The sequence below is a fragment of the Sulfurimonas sp. HSL-1656 genome (genome assembly GCF_039645585.1).
Taxonomy (GTDB): Bacteria; Campylobacterota; Campylobacteria; order Campylobacterales; family Sulfurimonadaceae; genus Thiomicrolovo; species Thiomicrolovo subterrani.
Genome location: NZ_CP147915.1, coordinates 1689077 through 1711979 on the forward strand (window position 1 = coordinate 1689077; position 22903 = coordinate 1711979).

Annotated in this window: 21 protein-coding genes and 5 tRNA genes; 15 read left to right on the top strand and 11 right to left on the bottom strand. The window is 59.3% G+C overall.

The features are described 5' to 3' along the window. Positions 1–301: 301 nt before the first annotated feature. The 9 genes from WCX49_RS08840 to ileS form a co-directional block, all read right to left on the bottom strand. Positions 302–805: a redoxin family protein gene (locus WCX49_RS08840; protein ID WP_345984733.1), complete on the bottom strand. Its 504-nt coding sequence runs from the start codon at positions 803–805 to the stop codon at positions 302–304. Beyond that, positions 798–1592: a carbon-nitrogen hydrolase family protein gene (locus WCX49_RS08845; RefSeq protein ID WP_345984734.1), complete on the bottom strand. Its 795-nt coding sequence runs from the start codon at positions 1590–1592 to the stop codon at positions 798–800. Before WCX49_RS08845 ends, WCX49_RS08840 begins: the two co-directional genes overlap by 8 nt. Continuing rightward, a complete protein-coding gene (gene xseB, locus WCX49_RS08850) occupies positions 1589–1789 on the bottom strand; it encodes an exodeoxyribonuclease VII small subunit (protein WP_345984735.1) in 201 nt (66 codons plus the stop codon). The genes WCX49_RS08845 and xseB overlap by 4 nt, the downstream gene beginning before the upstream one ends. 38 nt (positions 1790–1827) lie before the next feature. Beyond that, a complete protein-coding gene (locus WCX49_RS08855) occupies positions 1828–2934 on the bottom strand; it encodes a homoserine O-acetyltransferase (RefSeq protein ID WP_345984736.1) in 1107 nt (368 codons plus the stop codon). A gap of 5 nt (positions 2935–2939) precedes the next feature. Beyond that, positions 2940–4211 carry an O-acetylhomoserine aminocarboxypropyltransferase/cysteine synthase family protein gene (locus WCX49_RS08860; protein WP_345984737.1) on the bottom strand — a complete coding sequence of 424 codons (1272 nt, stop codon included), beginning with the start codon at positions 4209–4211 and terminating at the stop codon, positions 2940–2942. Between the two features lie 130 nt (positions 4212–4341). After that, positions 4342–5787, bottom strand: coding sequence for an IMP dehydrogenase (gene guaB / locus WCX49_RS08865; RefSeq protein WP_345984738.1), 1446 nt, complete (start codon positions 5785–5787; stop codon positions 4342–4344). An 11-nt stretch (positions 5788–5798) separates the two neighbouring features. Further along, complete coding sequence (gene gatA / locus WCX49_RS08870; RefSeq protein ID WP_345984739.1) at positions 5799–7139, bottom strand: Asp-tRNA(Asn)/Glu-tRNA(Gln) amidotransferase subunit GatA; 1341 nt, start codon at positions 7137–7139, stop codon at positions 5799–5801. Beyond that, positions 7136–7261, bottom strand: a complete 126-nt coding sequence (locus WCX49_RS08875) for a hypothetical protein (RefSeq protein WP_345984740.1) — start codon at positions 7259–7261, stop codon at positions 7136–7138. The genes gatA and WCX49_RS08875 overlap by 4 nt, the downstream gene beginning before the upstream one ends. Continuing rightward, positions 7254–10016 (bottom strand): isoleucine--tRNA ligase, encoded by a 2763-nt coding sequence (gene ileS, locus WCX49_RS08880; protein ID WP_345986802.1) that lies wholly within the window; start codon positions 10014–10016, stop codon positions 7254–7256. Before ileS ends, WCX49_RS08875 begins: the two co-directional genes overlap by 8 nt. A gap of 157 nt (positions 10017–10173) precedes the next feature. On the opposite strand from ileS, the gene WCX49_RS08885 reads away from it, so the two are divergent. The 15 genes from WCX49_RS08885 to WCX49_RS08955 all read left to right on the top strand — a co-directional run bounded on the left by WCX49_RS08885 (position 10174) and on the right by WCX49_RS08955 (position 20462). After that, positions 10174–11268, top strand: coding sequence for a CinA family protein (locus WCX49_RS08885; RefSeq protein ID WP_345984741.1), 1095 nt, complete (start codon positions 10174–10176; stop codon positions 11266–11268). 60 nt (positions 11269–11328) lie between these two features. Beyond that, positions 11329–11404, top strand: a tRNA-Lys gene (locus WCX49_RS08890). Positions 11405–11486: 82 nt separating this feature from the next. Next, positions 11487–11563: transfer RNA gene (locus WCX49_RS08895), tRNA-Asp, on the top strand. Positions 11564–11573: 10 nt separating this feature from the next. After that, positions 11574–11649: transfer RNA gene (locus tag WCX49_RS08900), tRNA-Val, on the top strand. A gap of 259 nt (positions 11650–11908) precedes the next feature. After that, positions 11909–11984, top strand: a tRNA-Glu gene (locus WCX49_RS08905). A gap of 49 nt (positions 11985–12033) precedes the next feature. Beyond that, a tRNA-Asp gene (locus WCX49_RS08910) sits at positions 12034–12110 on the top strand. Between the two features lie 633 nt (positions 12111–12743). Then, positions 12744–14177 (top strand): Fe-S cluster assembly protein SufB, encoded by a 1434-nt coding sequence (gene sufB, locus WCX49_RS08915; RefSeq protein ID WP_345984742.1) that lies wholly within the window; start codon positions 12744–12746, stop codon positions 14175–14177. After that, complete coding sequence (gene sufC / locus WCX49_RS08920) at positions 14174–14920, top strand: Fe-S cluster assembly ATPase SufC (protein WP_345984743.1); 747 nt, start codon at positions 14174–14176, stop codon at positions 14918–14920. The genes sufB and sufC overlap by 4 nt, the downstream gene beginning before the upstream one ends. Beyond that, complete coding sequence (locus WCX49_RS08925) at positions 14920–16068, top strand: SufD family Fe-S cluster assembly protein (protein WP_345984744.1); 1149 nt, start codon at positions 14920–14922, stop codon at positions 16066–16068. The genes sufC and WCX49_RS08925 overlap by 1 nt, the downstream gene beginning before the upstream one ends. A 47-nt stretch (positions 16069–16115) precedes the next feature. Next, positions 16116–16532 carry a SufE family protein gene (locus WCX49_RS08930; protein ID WP_345984745.1) on the top strand — a complete coding sequence of 139 codons (417 nt, stop codon included), beginning with the start codon at positions 16116–16118 and terminating at the stop codon, positions 16530–16532. 1 nt (position 16533) lies between these two features. Continuing rightward, positions 16534–16863, top strand: coding sequence for an iron-sulfur cluster assembly protein (locus WCX49_RS08935; protein WP_345984746.1), 330 nt, complete (start codon positions 16534–16536; stop codon positions 16861–16863). 37 nt (positions 16864–16900) lie between these two features. Next, a complete protein-coding gene (locus tag WCX49_RS08940; RefSeq protein ID WP_345984747.1) occupies positions 16901–17734 on the top strand; it encodes an HAD-IIB family hydrolase in 834 nt (277 codons plus the stop codon). Continuing rightward, positions 17727–19001, top strand: a complete 1275-nt coding sequence (locus WCX49_RS08945; RefSeq protein WP_345984748.1) for a sugar MFS transporter — start codon at positions 17727–17729, stop codon at positions 18999–19001. Before WCX49_RS08940 ends, WCX49_RS08945 begins: the two co-directional genes overlap by 8 nt. After that, positions 18994–19854: a D-hexose-6-phosphate mutarotase gene (locus tag WCX49_RS08950; protein ID WP_345984749.1), complete on the top strand. Its 861-nt coding sequence runs from the start codon at positions 18994–18996 to the stop codon at positions 19852–19854. The genes WCX49_RS08945 and WCX49_RS08950 overlap by 8 nt, the downstream gene beginning before the upstream one ends. Further along, positions 19851–20462 carry a fumarylacetoacetate hydrolase family protein gene (locus WCX49_RS08955; protein WP_345984750.1) on the top strand — a complete coding sequence of 204 codons (612 nt, stop codon included), beginning with the start codon at positions 19851–19853 and terminating at the stop codon, positions 20460–20462. The genes WCX49_RS08950 and WCX49_RS08955 overlap by 4 nt, the downstream gene beginning before the upstream one ends. Before the next feature lie 279 nt (positions 20463–20741). On the opposite strand, the gene WCX49_RS08960 is transcribed toward WCX49_RS08955, so the two are convergent. Both WCX49_RS08960 and murU read right to left on the bottom strand, forming a co-directional pair. After that, positions 20742–22184, bottom strand: coding sequence for a DASS family sodium-coupled anion symporter (locus WCX49_RS08960; RefSeq protein WP_345984751.1), 1443 nt, complete (start codon positions 22182–22184; stop codon positions 20742–20744). Positions 22185–22209: 25 nt separating this feature from the next. Next, a complete protein-coding gene (gene murU / locus WCX49_RS08965) occupies positions 22210–22875 on the bottom strand; it encodes an N-acetylmuramate alpha-1-phosphate uridylyltransferase MurU (protein ID WP_345984752.1) in 666 nt (221 codons plus the stop codon). Positions 22876–22903: the final 28 nt, after the last annotated feature.

The following is a 22903-nucleotide window of genomic DNA, read 5'->3' on the forward strand; positions in this document are numbered from 1 at the left end:
TTGCTACCGGCTTTATGCCTCCGCAACGGCTTTCAAGGCACGCTTAACGACCATTTTCCTATTGATTTAATGCGCTTCGGTTCCCGAAGCTATTTTGTTCCTAAAGAGCTTTGTCTCGACAAAGCGCATTCAATGAAATCAGAAATTGGCCTTGAGCGCTCTTTATAAGCCATCCCGGAGGCCCAAAGCCGGGAGGGATGAGCGATTCGCGAAAGGCCGCTTTTTGCGCTACTTTTTCTAAAAAAGTGGCAGAAGAGTGTTGTCAAAATTGTAGATTGAAGAGCTGCCCGCTATCGTCTATTTAGAAAATCTCGGCCAGCCAAAGCCGCAGCTTCAGTCCCCACGTCGTCGTATACCCGCTCTCGGCCCAGAAGACTTTTCCCTCTCTGTCGACAATAATCGTCGTCGGGAAGACGCCGATCATGAACGCCTCAGCGATAGCGCCGTTCTGGTCGTTGATGACGGGAAAAGAGAGGCCGTTTGCTTTCATGTATTCACCAATCTTCTCCAGCCCACCCGATTTGACGGCGACGGTAATAACCTTTTCCTCTTTGGCAAGGGCGTCGATGTTGCCCGCTTCCGCATGGCAGACGGGGCACCAGGTCGCCCAGAAGTGCAGGATGTAGGGTTTGTCCGGCTTGACGCTGCTGTCATAGGCCAGCCCGTAGAGTTTGGAAACTTCCACCTTCGGCAGGGCGGCACCTTCGAATGAAGGTGCCCGCAGGTAGCCGATGACAGTGGCGCCTACTGCCGTGAGCAGCGCCAGGATCACCAGCTCTTTGAGCCACCGCCTCCATTTAGCCACGGCGCTTCTCCATCGCTTCTTTGAACTTCCAGCCCCGGCGCGACTCCATCACCTGCGCATGGTCGATCTCGACAACCATCAGCTCCTCGGTATCCCCCAGGCTGCTTTCGATCTCCCCGTCGGGATTGACCAGCAGCGAATCGCCGTAGAAGCGCCACAGATGCCCGTCATCTTTCACGTCGCCGATACGGTTGGCCCGCAGCACGAAGCAGTTGTGTGTAAAGGCGCGCATCCTGATCAGGTCGCGCCAGCGCTGCTGCGATTCGAACGTGGAGGCCGTCGGCAGCAGGATGCAGTCGATCCGCTTCTCCCAGATGCTTTGCCACAGCGCGTCAAAGTGCAGCTCGAAACCGCCGAGGATGCCGAAACGGACATTGTCGACACGGAAGGTCAGCGGTTCGTGCAGCGGTGCGACCGGGTTGGCAAAGAAAGCGGCTTCGTTCCAGTGGGGATAGTCGATCAGTACCTGCTGCTGGTAGTAGGCCGTCGAACGGGGAGAGACTTTGACGATGCTTTTATAGGGGGTGCCCGCCTTCACCGTGACCAGGGGGGCGACGAAGGTCATGTCATAGGCGGCCGCGAGGTCGCGCAGGATGCCGAGCTGGTGATCGCAGAGTTCGCGCAGCATCGACACGGGGGTCTGCTGCAACTCTTTGAAAAAGGAGTTCAGGAGGTATTCGCCCATCAGCAGGACGCGGACGCCGCGTTTATGGGCGATCCGGACGTAGTGGTACAGCTTCGTCGTACTCATGCCGACCGAGGGAAGCTGCAGCACACCCACTGTCACGACTCCGTCTCCTCCCCGCCGCGGATCTGCTCGATCTTTTTGCGCGCCGCTTCAAGGATCTGCTGCGCCTCTTTGAGCGCCTTGGTGCCCGACTCGTAGGCCTTGACGCTCTCCTCGAGGGTCATTTCGGGGTTCATCAGTTTTTCCAGGATCTGTTTTGCCTCTTCCAGGCGCCCTTCAAAATCGTTCGCTTCCACTCTCACTCCTTTGCTGCCTGCAGCATCGATATGTTGTGCTAAATACCGTGTTCCAGCGCCTCGCGCACGTAATCATTGATCTTGTCCAGTTCGACCAGGAAGGCGTCGTGCCCGTAATCGCTCGGGACTTCCAGGTAATCGACCGGAGTCATCTTCTCTTTGACAAGAATATCCGCCATCACCCGCATCTCGTCGGGAATGAAAAGCATATCGCTTTCGAAACTGACCAGGTAGAGGCGGCTTCTGATGCGCAACAGCGCCTCTTCCAGGGTATCGAAGCCACGCGAGAGGTCGTAGATGTTGATCGCCTTCGTAATGTAGAGGTAGCTCAGCGGATCGAACCACTTGGTGAAGTTGTAGCCGTTGTACTCCAGGTACGACTCCACCTGGAACTTCCCGAAGAGCTCGAAGAGACCGTCGGTGCGTTTGTATTCGCGCCCGAATTTCCGCTCCATGCTGTGAGGCGAGAGAAAACTGATATGCCCCGCCATCCGGCCGACGGCCATGCCCGTCAGACCGTTCGCTTTGATATCTGCCGGGTCGTAATAGCCGCTTTTGAAATCGGGGTCTTTCAGGATCGCCTCCTGGGCGATCTTGTTAAACGCGATCGCCCAGGGCTGGGTCGCATGGGTACAGGCCATCGCGACGATCCGATCGGCGAAGTTAGGGTAGTGCACGGCAAACTGCAGCGCCTGCATGCCGCCCATGGAGCCGCCCACGATGGCGTGGACCCGGTGGATCCCCAGGCGGTCGAAGAGGATACGCTGCGCCTTGACCATGTCCTTAACGGTGATGACGGGGAACTTGTAGCGGTAGGGCTCTTCGTTCGGGAGCATCGGCGACATCGGCCCGGTCGAGCCGAAACAGCTGCCGACGACGTTGGAGCAGATGACGAAGAAGCGGTCCGTGTCGATCGCCTTGCCGGGACCGATCAGGCCGTCCCACCACCCCGGTTTGTTGTCACCTTCATAGAGGCCCGCCGCATGGTGCGACCCCGTCAGGGCATGCGTGACGACAACGACGTTGTCCTTCGCCTCGCTGAGGTGCCCGTAGGTTTCATAGACAATATCATACGGTTCGAGGATACGCCCGCTCTCCAGATAGAGCGGATTGGTAAAGTGCTCGGTACGGGTCTGAAGGTTCAACGGGTCTATGATGCCGCCTCAAGTGCCTGTTTGATGTCCGCGATAAGGTCCTCGGCGTTCTCAAGCCCCGCACTGATGCGGATCAGCCCTGCCGGGACACCGCAGGCGTCCATCTCTTCGGGGCTGAGCTGCTGGTGCGTCGTCGAGGCCGGGTGCGTGATGATGGACTTCGAGTCGCCGATGTTGACGACGAGCGAATAGAGCTTCGTGGCGTCCACGATCTTCTTGGCCGTTTCCAGGTCCTCAACTTCAAAGCTGAGCAGTCCGCTGCTCATACCGCCTTCGAAGTAGCGCTGCGCATTCGCAAAGTTCTTGTTCGACTCCAGGCCCGGGTAGTTGACCCGTTTGACCATCGGGTGCGTCTCCAGGAATTTTGCCAGCATCATAGCGTTGTGTGAATGTTCTTTCATCCGGATTTTCAGCGTTTCGAGCCCCTGGATAAAGAGCCAGGAGTTGAACGGCGAGCCCACGGCGCCGATGTCGCGCAGGAGGCTGAGACGGCCGCGCAGGGTATAGGCCGGCAATGGCACGTCGACATAGACCAGGCCGTGGTAGCTGGCGTCGGGCTCGTTGAACTGCGGGTAGCGCGCATTGCCGCGCAGTTTTTCGACGAGGTTGCTACGTTCGACCATGATCCCGCCTATTGCCAGCCCCTGCCCCGTCGTATATTTGCTCGCACTGTGAACGACGACGTCGATCCCGTGTTCGAGCGGCCGGCAGAGCGCCGGGGTCGCGACGGTGTTGTCGACGATGCTGAGCACGCCGTACTTGTCGGCCAGCGCCGCGAGTTCATCGATGTTGGGAACGTCGATGCTCGGGTTGGTCAGGGTCTCGAAAAAGAGCGCTTTCGTCTTGTCGTCGATGAGCTTTTCCGCTTCGGCGGGGTTATGGACGTCGAAGAAACGCGCTTCGATGCCGAAACGTTTCATGGTATGGGCCGTCAGGGTGAGGGAACCGCCGTAGAGCTGTGCAGCACAGACGATGTTGTCGCCCGCCTCCGCGGCATTGACCAGGGCGTAGAAGATGGCCGCCATCCCGCTGGACGTCGCCAGAGCGGCCGAACCGCCCTCGAGTGATGCGAAGCGTTTTTCGAACACATCCGTCGTCGGGTTGTTCAGGCGGGTATAGATGTTGCCGAGCTCTTTGAGCGCAAACAGGTTCGCCGCATGCTCTGCATCGCGGAACTCATAGGCCGTTGTCTGGTAGATGGGCACCGCCATCGTTCCCTGCATATCCTTGCTGTAGCCTTCGTGAAGCGCTTTGGTCTGAAAATGCATTTGTTACTCCCCTCATTTAGCAGCTCGAGGGGACCGGCCCCTCCGCTGTCGCCGCCAGAACTCTTCGTTGCGGCTTCTTATAGCGCAGTGGCGTGAAGCTGTGCGCCTACGCTATCCGACAGTATACCAATCAGATATGATAATTCGGTGCTTCCGCCGTAATCTGGACGTCGTGAACATGTGACTCTTTGAGGCCCGCGCTGGTAATCTCGACGAACTCGGCATTCTGCCAGAACGCCTCGATGCTCTCGGAACCGCAGTAGCCCATGGAGGAGCGAAGGCCGCCCATCATCTGGTGCACGATACCCGCGATCGGTCCGCGGTACGGTACACGCCCCTCGATCCCTTCCGGGACGAGCTTGTCCGCCGCCGTGCCTTCCTGGAAGTAACGGTCCGTACTCCCCTTGGTCATCGCCCCGATGGAGCCCATACCGCGGTAGGACTTGTACTGGCGTCCCTGGTAGTTGATCAGGTCGCCCGGGGACTCCTTGGTTCCCGCCAGCAGTGAGCCCGCCATAATACAGCTCGCACCCACGGCAAGCGCTTTGGCGATGTCACCGGAGTACTTGATCCCGCCGTCGGCGACGATCGGTACACCGACGCGGCGCCCCGCTTCGGCACACTCGTCGATCGCGGAGATCTGCGGCACGCCGACACCGGCGACGATACGGGTCGTACAGATCGATCCCGGCCCGATACCGACTTTGACGGCGTCCGCACCGGCGGCAGCCAGCGCTTCAACCGCTTCAGCCGTCGCGACGTTCCCGGCGATGATGTCAATGTTCATCTGCGCCTTGATCGCCTTGACGGTGTCGATGATCCCCTTGGAGTGACCGTGGGCGGAGTCGAGGACAAGCACGTCGACACCCGCGTCGACAAGCGCCTGCGCACGGTCGAGCTGCCCGACGCCGATGGCCGCACCGACGCGCAGACGGCCGAACTCGTCTTTGAGCGCGGAAGGGTACTCGATACGCTTCTTGATGTCCTTGATCGTGATCAGCCCCTGCAGGTGACCCTCGTCATCGATGATCGGCAGCTTCTCGATCTTGTTTTTGTGCATGATCTGCTCTGCTTCATCGAGGGAGATGTTCTTGCCGGCCGTGATCAGCGGCATCTTCGTCATAACGGCATCGGCGCGCTTGCTCAGGTCCTTTTCAAAACGCATGTCGCGGTTGGTCAGGATCCCCAGCAGTTTGTTGTAGAGGTCGACGACCGGGACGCCGGAGATGCGGTACTCCTGCATCAGCGCCTCGGCATCGGCCAGGGTCGCGTCCGGGTAGACGTAGATCGGGTCGATGATGATCCCCGACTCGCTCTTTTTCACTTTTTTGACCTGTTTGACCTGGCTTTCGATATCCATATTCTTGTGGATAATACCGATACCGCCGAGGCGTGCCATCGCGATCGCCGCACGGTACTCGGTGACGGTATCCATCGCCGCGGAGACCATCGGGATGTTCATCGTGATGTTCTTGGTAAGTTTTGTCGTGAGGCTGACCTCTTTTGGCAGCACTTCGGAATAACGCGGGACCAGCAGGACATCTTCGAATGTCAATGCACGTTTACGGATTTTCATAGGACTCCTTCTTAAAGGTTTACGGCCTGCTCAAGACTGAGCGCACCGTCAAAAAGTGTTTGTTCATCAAAGGCTTTGGCAATGAGCTGAAGCCCGACCGGCATGCCGTTCTCCGCCGTATCGACCGGCAGGGAGATCGCCGGAAGTCCGGCAAGATTGACCGAGATCGTGTAGATGTCGCTCAGGTACATCTTCAGCGGGTCGGAGAGCGCTCCGAACTCGTACGCCGTATCCGGCGCGACGGGGCTGAGGATCAGGTCGACCTCTTCGAAGAGCTTCTCGTACTCCTCCTTGATCAGGTGGCGCACTTTCTGCGCCTTGACGTAGTAGGCGTCGTAGTAGCCGCTGGAGAGGACGAAGTTCCCCAGCAGGATACGGCGCTTGACCTCTTCGCCGAACCCTTCGGAGCGGCTCTTGATATAAAGGTCCGAGAGGTTCTCACCCTCGACGCGGCTGCCGTAGCGGATGCCGTCGTAGCGGGCGAGGTTCGTTGACGCTTCCGCCGTCGCGGTGATGTAGTAGGCGGAGATGTCGTACTTGGCATCCATCATCGACTTCTCGACGATGGTATGGCCCGCGGCTTTCAGTGCTTCGACCGCTTTGGCGTACCCCTGCTTGATAGCATCGGATGCTCCTTCAAGGTAGGAAGGGAGGATCGCAATGGTCAGCTTGCGCGACGGGTCGAGCTTGTCCGCGACGCTCTCGTAGGCGACGTCCGCACTCGAGGAGTCTTTCGGGTCATAGCCGCTGATGATGTCATAGAGGATCGCCGCGTCCTCGACGTTCTGTGTCATCGGCCCAATCTGGTCCAGCGAGCTGGCATAGGCGCCCAGCCCGTAGCGGCTGACACGGCCGTACGTCGGTTTCATCCCGACGATGCCGCAGAAGGCTGCCGGCTGGCGGATGGAGCCGCCGGTGTCGGAGCCCAGCGCCGCCACGGCGAGGCCCGCCGCGACCGCTGCCGCGGAACCGCCGGAGCTGCCGCCCGGCACGCAGCCGCGGTTGCGCGGGTTGAGCGTCTTGCCGTAGTAGCTGCTCTCCGTTGTCGAGCCCATCGCAAACTCGTCCATGTTCGTCCGTCCGAACGGCGAAAGGCCCGCCGCAAGCAGTTTCTCGACCACGGTCGCGTTGTACGGTGCCACATAGCCCTGCAGGATCTTCGAGCCGGACGTCACGCTCCACTCTCTGACCTGGATGTTGTCCTTGACCGCAATGGGAATGCCGCTGCCGGCACTCTCAAGACCGACGTACGCGCCCAGTTCGCTGTCGCCTTCGATCTTCGATTTGAGTTCTGCACGCAGGGCTTCCAGCGCCTCCGGCGAGAGTTTCAGAGCCTCTTTAAGCGTCATCAATGTTCATCCTTTGCTTTTTTTGCCCGGCGCACGGCCAGGATACCGATGGCGACCACGGCGAAGATCACCAGGACCGTCTCGACGATGAACGCCATCGGAGCGGGGGCGGCCAGGTCAGGCACCGGTCACCTCCGCACAGCGGGCGCAGAGTGTATCTTCTTCGTGCGCATGGTATTTCCAGCAGCGCGGGCACTTCTGCCGCGCTGCCGCCGCGATCACGTAGCGCTCGCCGTCGACCTCGAATTCGCCCAGGGTCTCACCGGCCGTTTCAAGCGGCAGGACGCCGGAAACGACGAACCAGTCCTCGGCCTCGGTCTGCGGCAGCATCTTGACGATGTCCGCGTCCGTGTGCAGCGCCAGTTCCAGCGTGCTCTTGATCTTCTTCTCTTTTTTGAGGGCGTCGACGATCTCGTACAGCCCCTCTCTGACCTTGACCAGCGCACACTCGTTGAAAGTGCTTGTCGGCACGTCGATCGAGGCGTATTCAAGGTCGAAGATGCTCTGCGCATCGCCCTTGATCACCGCCGGCGCCGCCTCGACGATCTCGTCGGCCGTATAGGTGAGAATAGGCGCGACGAGCAGCAGCATGGAGCGGGTGATCATCGCCATCGCACTCTGGCTGGCACGGCGGTGCGGATCGTTTTTCGCGTCGCAGTAGAGACGGTCTTTCGTGATATCGAGGTAGATCCCGCTCAGTTCGTTGACGATGAAGTTGTTGAGCGTGCTCATCCCGCCGACGAAGTTGTAGCGTTCGAACTGCCCGTGGACATTGTCGAAAACGTGGGAGGCCTTGGAGACGATCCACTGGTCCAGTACGCCCATCTCGCCGAACGGGACGATCGTTTCCAGGTCGTCGATGTTCGCCAGGAGGAAACGGAAGGTGTTGCGCAGTTTGCGGTACTGTTCAGCCGTCTGCTTCAGGATCTCGTCACTGATCTTCTGGTCGTTCTGGTAATCGGTCATCGCGACCCACAGGCGCAGGATCTCGGAACCGAACTGCTTCAGTACTTTGTCCGGTGCGACCACGTTGCCCTTCGATTTGGACATCTTCTCACCCTTGCCGTCCATCGTAAAGCCGTGCGTAATGATCGCCTTGTACGGCGCCCGGTGCTCGACCGCGGCACTGAGGAAGAGCGAACTCTGGAACCAGCCGCGGTGCTGGTCGCTCCCTTCCAGGTAAACGTCCGCGGGGTAGCTGCCCGCGTCGTAGTTGCGCGATTTGAGCACGGCGTTCCAGGTCGAGCCGCTGTCGAACCAGACGTCGAGGATATCACTGACTTTTTCAAGCTCTTCGGGCTTGTAACCGCTGCCCGGGTAGAGCAGCTGCTCGATCGGCATGCTGTACCACGCATCGGTGCCCTGCATCTCGAAGACCATCGCGATGAAGTTCAGCACCTTTTCATCCAGGATTACCTCGCCCGTCGCCTTGACGCGGAAGAAGGCGATCGGCACGCCCCAGTCGCGCTGGCGGGAGATACACCAGTCCGGGCGGTTACCGACCATGGATTCGAGGCGTTTGCGGCCCGATTCGGGGTAGAAGGTCGTTTTTGCAAGCTCTTCCGCCGCGATTTCGCGCAGGGTGCGGTTCTCCCCTTCGGGCTTTTCGTCAACGGCGATGAACCACTGCTTCGTCGCACGGAAGATCAGCGGCGTATGTGAACGCCAGCAGTGCGGGTAGGAGTGGTTGAACTTGCTGACTTTCAGCAGGCTCGCTCCGAGCAGCTCGATGATCGGCTCGTTGGCTTTGAAGATGTGCATGCCGACGAAGCTTTCCGCGTCCGGGATGAGGCGTTCACGCACGACACTCTGGTCGTAGCAGCCCGTCTCGTCGACCGGCATAATGACGTCGAGGTTGTACTTGAGGCCGACGCGGTAGTCGTCCTCCCCGTGGCCCGGCGCCGTGTGGACACAGCCCGTACCGTTGTCCATCAGGACGTGCTCGCCGAGCACGATATGCGACCGGCGGCCGTTGAGCGGGTTCACCGCGTGCAGGTTCTCGAACTGCTTCGCGTCGAAGGTCTGGACGACCTCGCCCTTGACGATCTCCTGTGCGATCAGGGCGTCGTAGAGCTTCTGGGCGACGATATAGCCGTCGGCCGTGCGGACGTACTTCTCGTCCGGGTTCAGGGAGATCCCGGTATTGGCCGGCAGGGTCCACGGGGTCGTCGTCCAGATGACCGGCGCGGCGTTGCCCTCCAACCCCAGGCGGACTTTGGACTCCTCGCTCAGCTCGAAGGCGACGAAGATGGAGTAGTCCTCTTTATCCTCGTACTCCACTTCCGCCTCGGCCAGCGCGGTGCGCTCCGCCCAGCTCCAGTAGACCGGCTTGCTGCGCTCGACCAGCAGCCCCTTCCTCGCGACGTCGCAGAGGGTGCGATAGATGTTCGCTTCGAACTTGTAGTCCATCGTCAGGTAGGGCTTCTCCCAGTCCGCGATGACACCGAGCTGCTTGAACTCGTCGCGCTGGATGCCGACGAAGCTCTCGGCGTGTTCGCGGCAGAGCTTGCGCACTTCGGCCGTGGAGAGCGCCTCCTTCTTCTGTTTGCCGCCGAGTTTCTTCTCGACCTGCTGCTCGATCGGCAGACCGTGGCAGTCCCAGCCCGGGGTGAAGCGGACGCTGTTGCCGTTGAAGTAGTGCTGTTTGACAATGATGTCTTTGAGGATCTTGTTGAGCGCATGACCGATGTGCGTATGGCCGTTGGCATAGGGCGGGCCGTCATGCAGGGTGAAAGAAGGGGCCCCCTCGCGTTTTTGTTTCATCTTCTCATACACGCCCTCTTCAAACCACTTGGCATAGCGCAGGGGTTCGTTCTGGACCAGGTTGCCGCGCATGGCAAAGTCCGTCGTGGGCAGGAGCAGTGTCGCTTTATAATCCATCATTTTCCTTCAAGAAGGGCGAATATTCACATTCTAAAAAATTGGTGCATTATAGCTTCTCACCCATTAAAAAAAGCTGTTTATTCCTGCGCCGGGGCCGATCACGGCGCAATCTTTCCCGCGGCGACAACGGAGTGTTTTGCGCTATACTCACGGTATGAAGTACTCCCTTTTCCTGATCGGCGACGGCCTGATTGAAAACGAACCGATGCGCCGCTATATCGACCGCCACTTCGCCCGTTTCGGCATTGAACCGGACCGGCGCTTTCTTTTCAAAGAAGCCGAACGCTTTTTCCCCGACCGTATCGGCGACACGGAAAAAGCGCAGACCTGTCTCATCCTCTGCGAGCCATCCATGGCCGCCCTGGTCGCGCGGGAGATCGCCACGCTGACGGAAGATACGCTCGTCATGCGCGAGGCGGCACTCGTTCCCTCCCGTTCGCTCAGCCTGAGCCCGGAGTACTACCATCTCAGCGAGGGGCAGCTGCAGCTGCACGTCATGCAGGTCGAGAACGGCGGCGAACTGCCCGCGCCCGAGCTGCACGCCACCCCGGTCGACACCGCGCTCATCCATCTTTTCGAGCGTGATGAGACGGCGCTCAAACCCGTGCTCAGGCAGATTGCCGAGAGCTACCGCGTAGAGTACGCCCTCACCTCCCCCGTTCCCGGCTGGCTGCAGTGCCGCCTCAGCGCGGAACGTTTCGGGGATGTCGACGGCGCACTCCAGCAGCTCGTCACCCGGTTTCCGAGCAGCGTTGCGACAGACAATATCGCCCTGTGGCTCATCGAGGTCCTTCAGGCTGCGGGCAAGACGGTCACCTTCGCCGAGAGCTGTACCGGCGGACTGCTAAGCTACTATCTTACAAAGGAGAGCGGAGCGTCGGGCGTATTTGAAGGTGCGCTCATCACCTACTCCAACCGGCTCAAATCCGCCTGGATCGCCGTGGAAAACGCTACCCTTGAAGCCCACGGTGCCGTCAGCCGCGAGGTCGTCGAAGCGATGAGCGCCGGCGCGCTCGAAGTCGCCGGGGCCGACTATGCCATCGCCGTCAGCGGCGTCGCAGGTCCTACAGGGGGGAGCGCACAAAAACCCGTCGGCACGGTCCAGGTCGCCGTCCGCAGCAAAGAGGCCCTTGAAACGGCGCGGCTGCAGCTAAACGGTGACCGCAACTATATACAGGAACAGACGGTCCTGCATGCCATCAAAATGCTGATGCTGCTGGACAAAAAGACATTTTTCAAAATTTCATGATTTTTTCTTGACTTTATCAGGCGGATTTCCCTATAATTTCGGCCTTGCATTTGTGAGCATGTCTCGTTAGCTCAGCTGGTAGAGCACGTCACTTTTAATGATGTGGCCGTTGGTTCGAATCCAACACGGGACACCATTCATTTTGCAAAATGAAATGAGACCAAATTAATCTTTTTTTAAAGATTAAGCGGTAAAATTTCGCCCTACTTATTACGGATGCGGTGGTAGTTCAGTTGGTTAGAATACCTGCCTGTCACGCAGGGGGTCGCGGGTTCGAGTCCCGTCCACCGCGCCACGTTTTGGTTGGGAGCTTAGCTCAGTTGGTAGAGCGCTACCCTTACAAGGTAGATGCCACTGGTTCGAGTCCAGTAGTTCCCACCACTTTCACAAAATCGAAAAAATCCTTATTCCATCTATCACTACTTTTATCCCGAGAAACAACGTCATTTTCCCGACACCCAATCCCGCACTTCTCTGTACCCCGATCATCAAAGCAGACGCCCGGCCGTTCTCCCGGATCATCTAAAATCCATCCGCGTTTTTCAGACAGACGACGAAAAGAGCGAAAAATCCGACTTTCGATAAATTAATAACAGAATAGGCAACTTCAGAGTATAATCCTGCCCTGCTTTAGCACGATGACCCTTTCGTCTAGGGGCCAAGGACGCTGCCACTTCATGGCAGAGACGGAGGTTCAAATCCTTCAAGGGTCGCCAAAAAGCTTTTTTTAAAGTTAGCGCGATATACTTTCGCTCTACTTCATGTGCGGTGGTAGTTCAGCTGGTTAGAATACCTGCCTGTCACGCAGGGGGTCGCGGGTTCGAGTCCCGTCCACCGCGCCATGCTTTTACAATCAAATCACCTTTTATCAACCTATTTCCAACTGTTCCAATACACTCTCACCCGCTTCGCTATTAAGGTATCGCGTTGCTCTTTATTTATGACACCACCTTCGTGGTCTCACTCTGTTCGACAACACGCCGGTTTCAAAGCTAAAAACGTGAAGCAGTTCACGTTTTGTGACGCTTCTCACATCCACCGCGCCATGCTTTTACAATCAAATTACCTACTCTCAACCTTTTTCATTCATTCCGGAATACGCCGACTTTATTTCACCATAGCATCTGTCACTGTTTTATTTTTTAAGAGTGATTTTGTCTTATTTGCTCTATAGTGGCTGGATAGACACGAGGGCATCACCAAAATCCCTGTGCGGTCTCAGCATAGCAGAGAAAGTCATAATCAAGGCGACGCTTTGAAGACCTAGCCTTAGCTAAGTCGAAAAGTGGCAACGCTGAGTATGGCTTTTCTCTGTTATGCCCTGCGGGAGAGCGTTTGAAGCACGATCTTTCTTCCGTTTTCATCTTGACTTAGCTTTTGGCTAGGCCTTCAATGAAAACAAAAAAAATCTCATGCTTCAAATGCTCTCTGAGCTCCACACAGGGACTTTGGTAATGCCCTTAAAAGGAGCCGCTATGGCACAGTCTGAAGTTGATAAAATTCTTGCCAAAGATTACGAACTCGGCTTTACCGTCGATATCGAAGAGGACACCGTTCCCCCGGGGCTGAACGAGGAGATCATCCGCTTCATCTCCGCCAAGAAGCGCGAACCGGGGTGGATGACCGAGCTGCGCATCAAGGCCCTGCACAAATGGGAAAAGATGGAGGAGCCCCACTGGGCCCACCTGCACTACACCTCCATCGACTACCAGGCCATCTCCTACTTTGCCGCCCCGAAAAAAGCCCCCAACAGCCTCGACGAGGTCGACCCGAAGATCCTGGAAGCCTACGACAAGCTCGGCATCCCCCTGGACGAGCAGAAGATGCTGCAGGGCATCGCCGTCGACGCGGTCTTCGACTCCGTCTCGGTCAAGACGACCTACGCCGACACCCTCCAGGAGCTCGGGATCATCTTCTGCTCCATCTCCGAGGCGATGCGCGACCACGCCGAGCTCGTCCAGAAGTATATGTTCTCCGTCGTCCCGATGACGGACAACTACTATGCCGCCCTCAATGCCGCCGTCTTCACCGACGGCACCTTCGTCTACGTCCCCAAAGGGGTCCGCTGCCCGATGGAGCTCTCCACCTATTTCCGCATCAACGCCCAGAACACCGGCCAGTTCGAGCGCACGCTCATCATCGCCGACGAAGGGAGCTACGTCTCCTACAACGAGGGATGTTCCGCCCCGCAGCGCGATGAGAACCAGCTCCACGCCGCCGTCGTCGAGCTCATCGCGAAAAAGGACGCGGAAATAAAGTACTCCACCATCCAGAACTGGTACCCCGGCGACAGCGAGGGCGAAGGGGGGATCTACAACTTTGTTACCAAGCGCGGCATCTGCGAAGGGGAGAACGCCAAGATCTCCTGGACCCAGGTGGAAACGGGCTCTTCGATCACCTGGAAATACCCCAGCTGCATTCTCAAGGGCGACAACAGCGTCGGCGAATTCTACTCCGTCGCCGTCACGAGCCGCGCCCAGCAGGCAGACACGGGCACGAAGATGATCCACATCGGGAAAAACACCCGTTCGACCATCGTCTCCAAGGGGATCTCCGCCATGCACGGCCAGAACAGCTACCGCGGCCTGGTCAAAGTGGGGCCCAACGCAGCGGGGGCGCGCAACTTCAGCCAGTGCGACAGCCTCCTCATCGGCGGGGAGTGCGGGGCCCACACCTTCCCCTACCTCGAGTCGCAGGAGGCCTCCGCGCAGATCGAACACGAAGCGACGACGAGCAAGATCAGCGACGAGCAGCTCTTCTACCTCCGCTCGCGGGGCATCGGCGAAGAGGACGCCGTCTCCATGATCGTCCACGGCTTCTGCAAGGAGGTCTTCGCCCAGCTCCCCATGGAGTTCGCCGTCGAAGCCAAAGAGCTGCTCAATCTCACCCTGGAAGGAAGTGTCGGATGATGGAGATAAAAAACCTGCATGCCGCCATAGGCGGCAACACCATTCTCAAAGGCCTCAGCCTCACCCTTGAAAAGGGAAAGGTCCATGCTATCATGGGCCCCAACGGCGCGGGCAAGTCGACCCTCTCCAAAGCCGTCGTCGGCCATTACGACGTCGAGGTCACCGAGGGGGAAGTCATTTACAACGGAGTGAATGTCCTTGAACTGGAACCGGAGGAGCGGGCCCTGGCAGGGATCTTCCTCAGTTTCCAGAACCCCGTCGAGATTCCCGGCGTCAATAACGCCTATTTCCTGCGCACCGCCCTCAACGCCAAGGAGCGCCATGAAGGCAAACCCGAAACAAACGCGGCGCAGTTTCTGCGGCTGATGCGCACCCACGTCGAACAGCTGGGGATGAAGCCGGACATGATCTCGCGCAACCTCAACGAAGGCTTCTCCGGCGGTGAGAAAAAACGCAACGAGATCCTGCAGATGGAGATTTTGCAGCCCGACGTCATCCTCCTCGACGAGATCGACTCCGGCCTCGACATTGATGCGCTCAAAGCCGTCTCCGAGGGGATCAACCGGATGAAGAACGGGGAGCGCACCTTTCTCGTCATCACCCACTACAGCCGCATCCTCGACTACATCGACCCCGACTACATCCATGTCCTGCGCGACGGTAAAATCGTCAAAACGGGCGGCCCGGAACTGGTCAAGCGCCTCGAGGCCGAGGGCTACGGGGCAATCGCGGAGGATACGTGATGGGCGCGCTGACCCTTGACCTCGTCCGGGAACAGGCCCAGGGGCCGCTGTTCGAACGGCTCGCAACCCTCGGGCTTCCCGGAAACAAGACGGAGCAGTACCGCCATTTTGCGATCAAACCCCTGCTCGCACGGGACTACACCCTCAAGACGGCGGCAGTACACACGCCGAAAACGGGCGAACGCCTCGTTATCGAAAACGGAACCGTCACCGAGATCCCCGCGGGCTGCTCCGTCTCCTACCCCTCCGCATTCGCGGCCGATCCGGACCACTACGACGCGCTTTATTTTCTCTCGCACCTGCTGACGCCCGCCGTCATTGCACTGCATATCGATGAAAATGCGAGTTTTGAGCTCCGGCATATCGTCAGCGATGCGCGGACCCTGCTGCCCTACCGCATCACCGTCACCGTCGCACCGGAGAAACATGCAGAGCTCTTCGAGACCCTCGAGGGGGAAGGGAGTGCGGAGAGCCTCGTGCTCTACGGCATTGACGCCGAGATCGGCGACGGGGCCGCCCTGCGGTGGATCCGCGACGAGAGCGGCACGTCGGAGCAGACGGCGCTTATCGGCACCCACCGCTTCCATGTCGGCGCAAACGGCCGCCTGGAGCTGAAGACCTTCGACTTCGGCAGCGCCCAGGCCCTGCATCTTTACAAGATCGACCTGGAGGATCATGCACATTGCGATGCCGGCCACCTGCTGATGGCCTCAGGCACGGCGCGCCGGGGCAACGTCGTGCATATCATCCATCACGCCCCCCACGCCACCTGCGTCCAGGAGGCGCGCAGCGTCCTGCGCGGTACGGCCACCGGGATCTTCGACGGCCTCATCCGTGTCGACGCCAAGGCGCGCTACGCCGACGCGCGGCAGAACACCAAAGCCGTGCTGCTCTCCCCGCAGGCCTATATGTACGCCAAGCCGCAGCTGGAGATCTATACCGACGAACTCGAAGCCTCCCACGGGGCGACAATTGGCCAGCTCGATGAAGACGCCCTTTTCTACCTGCGTTCACGGGGGATCGCGGAGGAGGAGGCGCGCAGCATGCTCGTCCTCGCCTTTGCCGACACCCTCATCGGCAGTGTCGGCGACAGCGCCTATGCCGAACGCATCCGCGCCGATTTCCAATCGGCATACTTTACAGAGTAAAGCGTGCTGTGTACTAAGTGCTACGTATTACGATTAAAGGAGACACCATGACGATGGATGAACAGGTTCAGCTCTACAAAGAGGACCTCGCCCTTCTCCCCGACAAAGATGCGAAGATGGAGTACATCCTCGATTTCGGAAAGGAAGCGGGGAAGCTGGAGCCGCAGTACAAGACCGATGAGAACATCATCAAGGGGTGCTCCTCCCTGGCGTGGCTGCACAAAGCCTATGACCAGGGAAAGATCCTCCTCGAGGCCGAGGGGGACTCCATCATCGCCAAGGGAATGCTCGTGATGCTGCTGGGCATCTTCCACAATAGGACCCCCGACGAGATTCTCGCCTTCGATCCGAACAAACTGAAAGAGATGGGCATCATGGAGCTGCTCAGCCCCGTCCGCCAGCAGGGGCTCGAAGCCTTCCTGAACGTCATTTACGGGTACGCCAAGTCCTGCAAAGGGGAGTGATATGGAGTTCGACACCCTCAAAGAGAAGATCACCGAAAAGCTGCGCGGCATCTACGACCCGGAGATCCCCGTCAATATCTACGACCTGGGGCTCATCTACGGCATCGACTGCGCCAAAGAGAGCGGCGGGGCGACCAGGTGCGTCGTGACGATGACCCTCACCTCCGCCACCTGCCCCGTCTCCGAGAGCCTCATCGACCAGGTCCGCAACGTCGGCTACCTCATCGACGACGAACCCGACCTCGTCGTCGAAGCCAACCTCGTCTTCGATCCCCCCTGGACGATGGAGAAGATGAGCGAGGAGGCGCGGCTGCAGCTGGGGATGCTGTAAGTCCGTTTCCAAGCGCACAAGTGCTACACTATGCGTTATGAATAGTCCCGTATTTCTGACCGATCTCGACCACACCTTTCTGCGTTCCGACCAGAGCGTCAGCCCCTTTTCGCGCGACGTCTGGAACCGCATCGCCCGCCACACGCCCCTCACCGTCGCCACGGCCCGCAGTTTTTCCAAGTCGCACGATTTCCTCAGCGCCCTGCATCTCGATGCGCCGATGATCCTGCTCGACGGCTCCATGGTCGTGCTGCCGGACAAAACCCTCATCGACATCAAAACCGTCGGCAAAGAGATCGGGGACGAACTGATCGAGGCGGGACGCCGTTTCGACAACATCGAGCCCTTCGTCATCGGCCTCACCGACCGTGAGCTCAACGAAGCGTTCCGCTACCCCGAAAACGTCACGCCGATGCAGCTGCAGGTGCTGGAAAACTACAGGAAAGACCCCCGCCTGGAGCGGCTAAACCGCATGGAGGCGATGGAGGAGACCCTCAAGATCGTCTACATGGCCGAGGAGGCGCGCCTCCGGCCGCTTACCGAACACTTCAGGGCGCTTTTCGGCGATGCCCTGGAGTTCAAGCTCTCCCCGGAGAAGTATACGGGGGGCTACTACCTTACCATCCTGCACCCCCTCGGCGACAAAGCCCACGCCATGGCGAAGGTCGCCGAATACATGGAGCACGATACCGCCGACTTCACCGTCTTCGGCGACAGCCTCAACGACCTGGGGATGTTCGAACTCGCCGGGACCGCCTGCGCCGTGCAGAATGCCCTGGACGAAGTGAAGGCCGCCGCGGACATCGTGCTGCCCCACACCAATGACGAGGATGCCGTCGCACGCTACCTGCAGGAGGCCGTTCATGCCTGAGAAAACCTCCACTGCCCTGCCGATGGCCATCCTCGGCCTGCTTTTTTTCATCTTCGGATTCGTCACCTGGCTCAACGGGTCGCTCATCCCCTTTCTCAAGGTCATCTGCGACCTCACCGCCTTCGAAGCGCTTCTGGTCACTTTCGCCTTCTACATCGCCTACACGGTGATGGCACTTCCGATGGCGGCGGTACTGAAGTACACCGGCTACAAGCAGGGGATGGCCCTGGGGCTCGGCATCATGGCCGCCGGCGCCCTGCTCTTCATCCCCGCGGCCCAGAGTGCCGACTACCGCCTCTTCCTCGGCGGCCTCTTTACCCTGGGCGCGGGCCTTACTCTGCTGCAGACGGCCTCGAACCCCTACATCGTCCATATCGGCCCCCTGGAGAGTGCCGCGGCGCGCATCAGCATCATGGGCCTCATCAACAAAGGCGCCGGGGTCCTTGCCCCGCTGCTCTTTACCGCGCTCATCTTCGCCGACCTCACCGCCCCCGTCTCTGCCGACGCGACGCCGGAAGTGAAAGCGGCCCTGGCGCAGAAACTCGTCTCCCCCTACCTCTCCATGGCGTCCGCCCTGGCGCTGCTGGCCGTCTTCGTCCGCCTCGCGCCGCTGCCGAAACTCCCGTTTGAAGCCGTCCCGGCCTCCCCGGATGATTCCGTCTGGCGCCATCCGCACCTCCTGCTCGGGGCCGTCACCCTCTTTTTCTATGTCGGCATCGAGGTGATCGCGGGTGACACCATCGGCCTCTACGGCCAGTCCCTCGGCATTGCTAACGCCACGGCGCTCACCGCCTACACGATGGTCTTTATGGTACTGGGTTACCTCATCGGCGTGACGACAATCCCCAGGTTCATCTCCCAGGAGAAGGCACTGCGCTACACTGCCGTGGCAGGGCTGCTCTTTACGGCCGGGATCCTCTGGAGCAGCGAACAGAGCCATACCCTCTCGTCGATCCTCTGGGGCTGGAGCGGCATCGCCACCCTGCCCGACAGCCTTGCCTTCGTCGCCCTTCTGGGGCTTGCCAACGCCCTTGTGTGGCCCGCCGTCTGGCCGTTGGCACTCAGGGACCTCGGACCGCTGACGGCCAAAGGGAGCGCCCTGCTCATCATGGGCATCGCCGGGGGCGCCCTTCTGCCGCTGCTCTTCGGCCAGCTCGGGGAGATCGGCGGCACACTGCGTAACGGCTATGTGCTCGGCTTTGTCTGTTACGCCTTTATCTTCTACTATGCCATTACCGGACACAAGTCAAGGAGAACCCATGCATAAGATCGTCACCGCGGAAAACGGCCTGGAAATCATCGAGATCAGCAATTACGAAGCCACTGCGAAAATAGCCCTGCAGGGGGCGCACCTTTTCGAATACGCGCGGCACGGTCAGCCCGAACTGCTCTGGCTCAGCCCGACGGCCCGCTTCGAACCGGGACGGGCCATCCGCGGCGGCGTCCCCGTCTGCTGGCCCTGGTTCGGCATGGACCCCGACATCCCCGAGCGTCCCCAGCACGGCTTTGCCCGCAGCGTCCTGTGGCGCCTGGAGAGCGTGGAGGAGTCGGACGAGACCGGTAGCACCATCGTCACCCTGATGCTCGATGACACGATGCTCGAACAGCACGAGCGCCGCTGGTTTCCCTACCTCTTCGAACTGACGATGCGCATCACCATCGGCGAGCAGCTTGAACTCGCCCTCACGACGAAGAACCTGGGGGAAGAACCCTTCGAGATCACCGAAGCGCTGCACACCTACTTCAGCGTCGGCAACATCGCCGCCGTCAGTATCGTCGGGCTTGAGGGGATCACCTATGCCGACGCCCTGGACGGTTTCGCCCGCAAAGCCTCCAGCGCCCCCATCGGGATCACCCGCGAGACCGACCGAGTCTACCTCGATACCGAAGATACGGTGATCCTGCTGGACGAACGGCTGGGGCGCACCGTCATCGTGGGCAAAAGCGGCAGCAGCTCCACCGTCGTCTGGAACCCCTGGATCGACAAAGCGGCGCGTATGGAGGATTTCGCCGACGACGGCTACACCTCGATGGTCTGCATCGAAACGGCCAACGCCCTCTCCAACAGCGTCGTCATCGCGCCCGGCGACAGCCACACGATCACGCAGAGCGTCAAGTGAATCAGATCGTTTTCGACGGCCGCGGGCTCTTGCCCTCCAAAGTCGTCTGTATCGGCCGCAACTACGTCGAACACATCGAGGAGCTCGGAAACGAGATCCCCGAACAGATGGTCGTCTTCAACAAACCGAACTCTGCCATCACCGACACCCTCCGCTACGTCGAGCCGACCTGCCGCTTCGAGGGGGAGATCTGTTTTCTCATCGAAACGGGTGAGATCGCGGGAATAGGCTTCGGCCTCGACCTCACCAAAGCTTCTATCCAGAACCGTTTGAAAGAGAAGGGGCTGCCCTGGGAACGGGCAAAGGGGTTCGACGGTTCAGCCGTTCTGAGCGACTTCGTCCCGTTCAACGGCCCGATGGATTCGCTGCGGATGACCCTGCACGTCGACGGCAAACTCCAGCAGTACGCCGGCTACGGCCTCATGATGTACAAACCCTCGGTCATGCTTGAAGAGATCAAATCATTTATGACGCTGGAGGATGGTGACATCATTATGAGCGGCACGCCCAAAGGGGTCAGCACCTACGAAGCCGGGCAGACCTTTGTCGGGCGGGTCTACTCGGATGAAACCCTGCTTATTGAGCAAACGTGGGTTGTTCAGGGCTAGAAGAAAGACTACTTCCAACTGATTATGTAGGACGTAAGGTTATTCTGTCGCGCTTTCATCATCTTCTTCATTGATGATACTTTTTTTATGTCTATGATCAGCGATGATTACGAGAATGAATGCGAATGCAAAAAAAAGATTAATAGCAGCCCATATGGGATGCCCTGCATTATAAGCAGTATATAGCAAAAAGATTATTATGAAATACAGCACTACAATCATGAAATCCCTCTCTTTTTTGAGTAATGATTTCCATCAAAAAAGCATCTCCCCTCTAGGTTAAAAAAACATAGACACCAGGTAGATCCACCCCAGGATCACAAGGGGTCCCAGCACCCCGGAGACGATCCCCATCATCCAGAAATCCCGGCTTTTCAGCGCCCCAGACGCGAAGACGATGGCGTTGGGCGGCGTCGAGACCGGCAGCGCCATCGCCAGCGAGGCGCTGAGCGCGACGGTGACGACGGCCAGTACCGGGCTGCTGTTGCCGATGACGACGGCGACGGCCGCGACCAGCGGCAGCAAAATGTTCGCCGCGGCCGTATTGCTCATAAAGTTCGACAGCAGCACGACGAGGTAAGCGAAAAGAGGAACGAGCAGGAGCAGCGGCAGCGTCTGTTCGGCAAAGAGCGTCGCGATCCAGTCGTCCAGCCCGCTGCTGCTCACGGCACTCCCCAGGGAGAGGCCGCCGATGATCAGGATGATGACGTCCCAGTGCAGCGCCCTGATATCCTCGGCTTCCAGGATGCCCAGCATCGTGAAGATGACAATCGGCAGGAAGGAGACGACCGTCGTCGGGATGTGGTGCAGCGGCCCCGTCAGCCAGAGCATTATTGTCAGTGAAAAGGTGAGGACGACGGCGCTCTTTTTCCAGCTGGGCACGCTCGGTACCGTCGCATGCACATGGCTCGTGTCGTCAGTGTGGTCAACCCCGTGCAGCGGGCCGAGGTCTATCAGCGCTTCGTTGGAGGGGTAGCGCTTCAGCAGCAGAAAACGCAATGAAATGACCAGCAGCAGCGCCGGCGGCAGCGCCAGCATCATCCAGCCGACAAAGCTGGGGGCCTCCGCACCCAGCAGCCCCACGGCAATGGCGTTGGGCGGCGTCCCGATGATCGTCCCCATCCCCCCGATATTGGCGGCCATCGTGACAGCAAGCATCAGCCCCTTTCTATAGGGATTGTCCGGCCGCATCGTGGCGAGCATGGGGAAGAGGATCGAGACGATCAGTGCGGCCGTCGCCGTATTGGAGATGAACATCGACATCGTGAAGGTCACCAGCATCATCCCGCTCATAATGTGCTCGGGGCGGTTGCCGACCAGAAAAAGGACCCGCTTGGCGATCCAGATGTCCAGGCGGGTCTTCGACGCCGCGCTGGCCATGATGAACCCGGCCAGGAAGAGGAAAACGAGCGGGCTGGCCCAGGGGGAGAGGAAGGCCTCCCACTCCCCGCCGGGGATGAGACCGAGCAGCACTATTTCCAACGCGATGATAAGAAAAGAGACGGCAAAGGCGGGAATCGCCTCGGTCAGCCAGAGCCCGGCGGCGAAAATGAGAATGAAGAAGGTCGCCCGCCCTTCGCTGCCCAGCCCTTCGTAGTCGGGAAGATACGCCGCCAGCAGCGCCACGATCAGCGAGACGGCAAAGCGGATCAGGCGGTCAACCCGGTTCTCGACGCCCCCCAGGTTGGCGAACTTCCGAATGCCTTGCCGCGTGTCGATCATCTTCTACTCCCCCTCATCGCCGCGTTCAGCCCTCTTCGTTCAGTTCGGCCAGCCGCTCCGGCGTCCCGATGTCCCGCCACTCTCCCTCGTAGAGTTCCGCCGAGACAAGGTTCCCGGCCATCTTCGTACAGTAGGTGATCTTCAGGGGTTTGTTGCCGTACGTCAGTCCCCAGAAGAATTTCGGCGCATAGTAGCCGATGCCCGAAAAGGTGTAGTTCTCCTCATCCTCGTCACAGGCAGCGCGCCCCTCTTCGATGGCGAAGTCGCCTTCGGGGTTGTGCTCGGGGTTGGGCACGAGGATCAGGTGCCCCAGCGATGCGGGCAGTTCAAAAGACGTGTCGAAGGGGAAGTCCGTCCAGACGTCGCCGCTGATGATGAGAAACGGGTCGTCTCCCAGCATCCCCAGCGCCTTGACGATGCCCCCAATCACCCCCAGAGGCTCCTCGTGCTGCTCGTCGGAGTAGAAAATCTCGACCCCCCACTTTGACCCGTCGCCCAGCGCTTCGGGGATCATATAGCCCAGGTAGGCGATGTTGATCACGATCCGTTTGAAGCCCGCCGCCGCGAGGCGTTCGATGTGATGCACAATAAGCGGTTTGCCCCGGACTTCGAGCAGGGGCTTCGGGATCGTGTTCGTGAGCGGACGCATCCGCTCGCCCTTGCCTGCCGCCAAAATCATCGCTGTATCCATTCATTTTCTCCTTTTTTTAGACGTATGG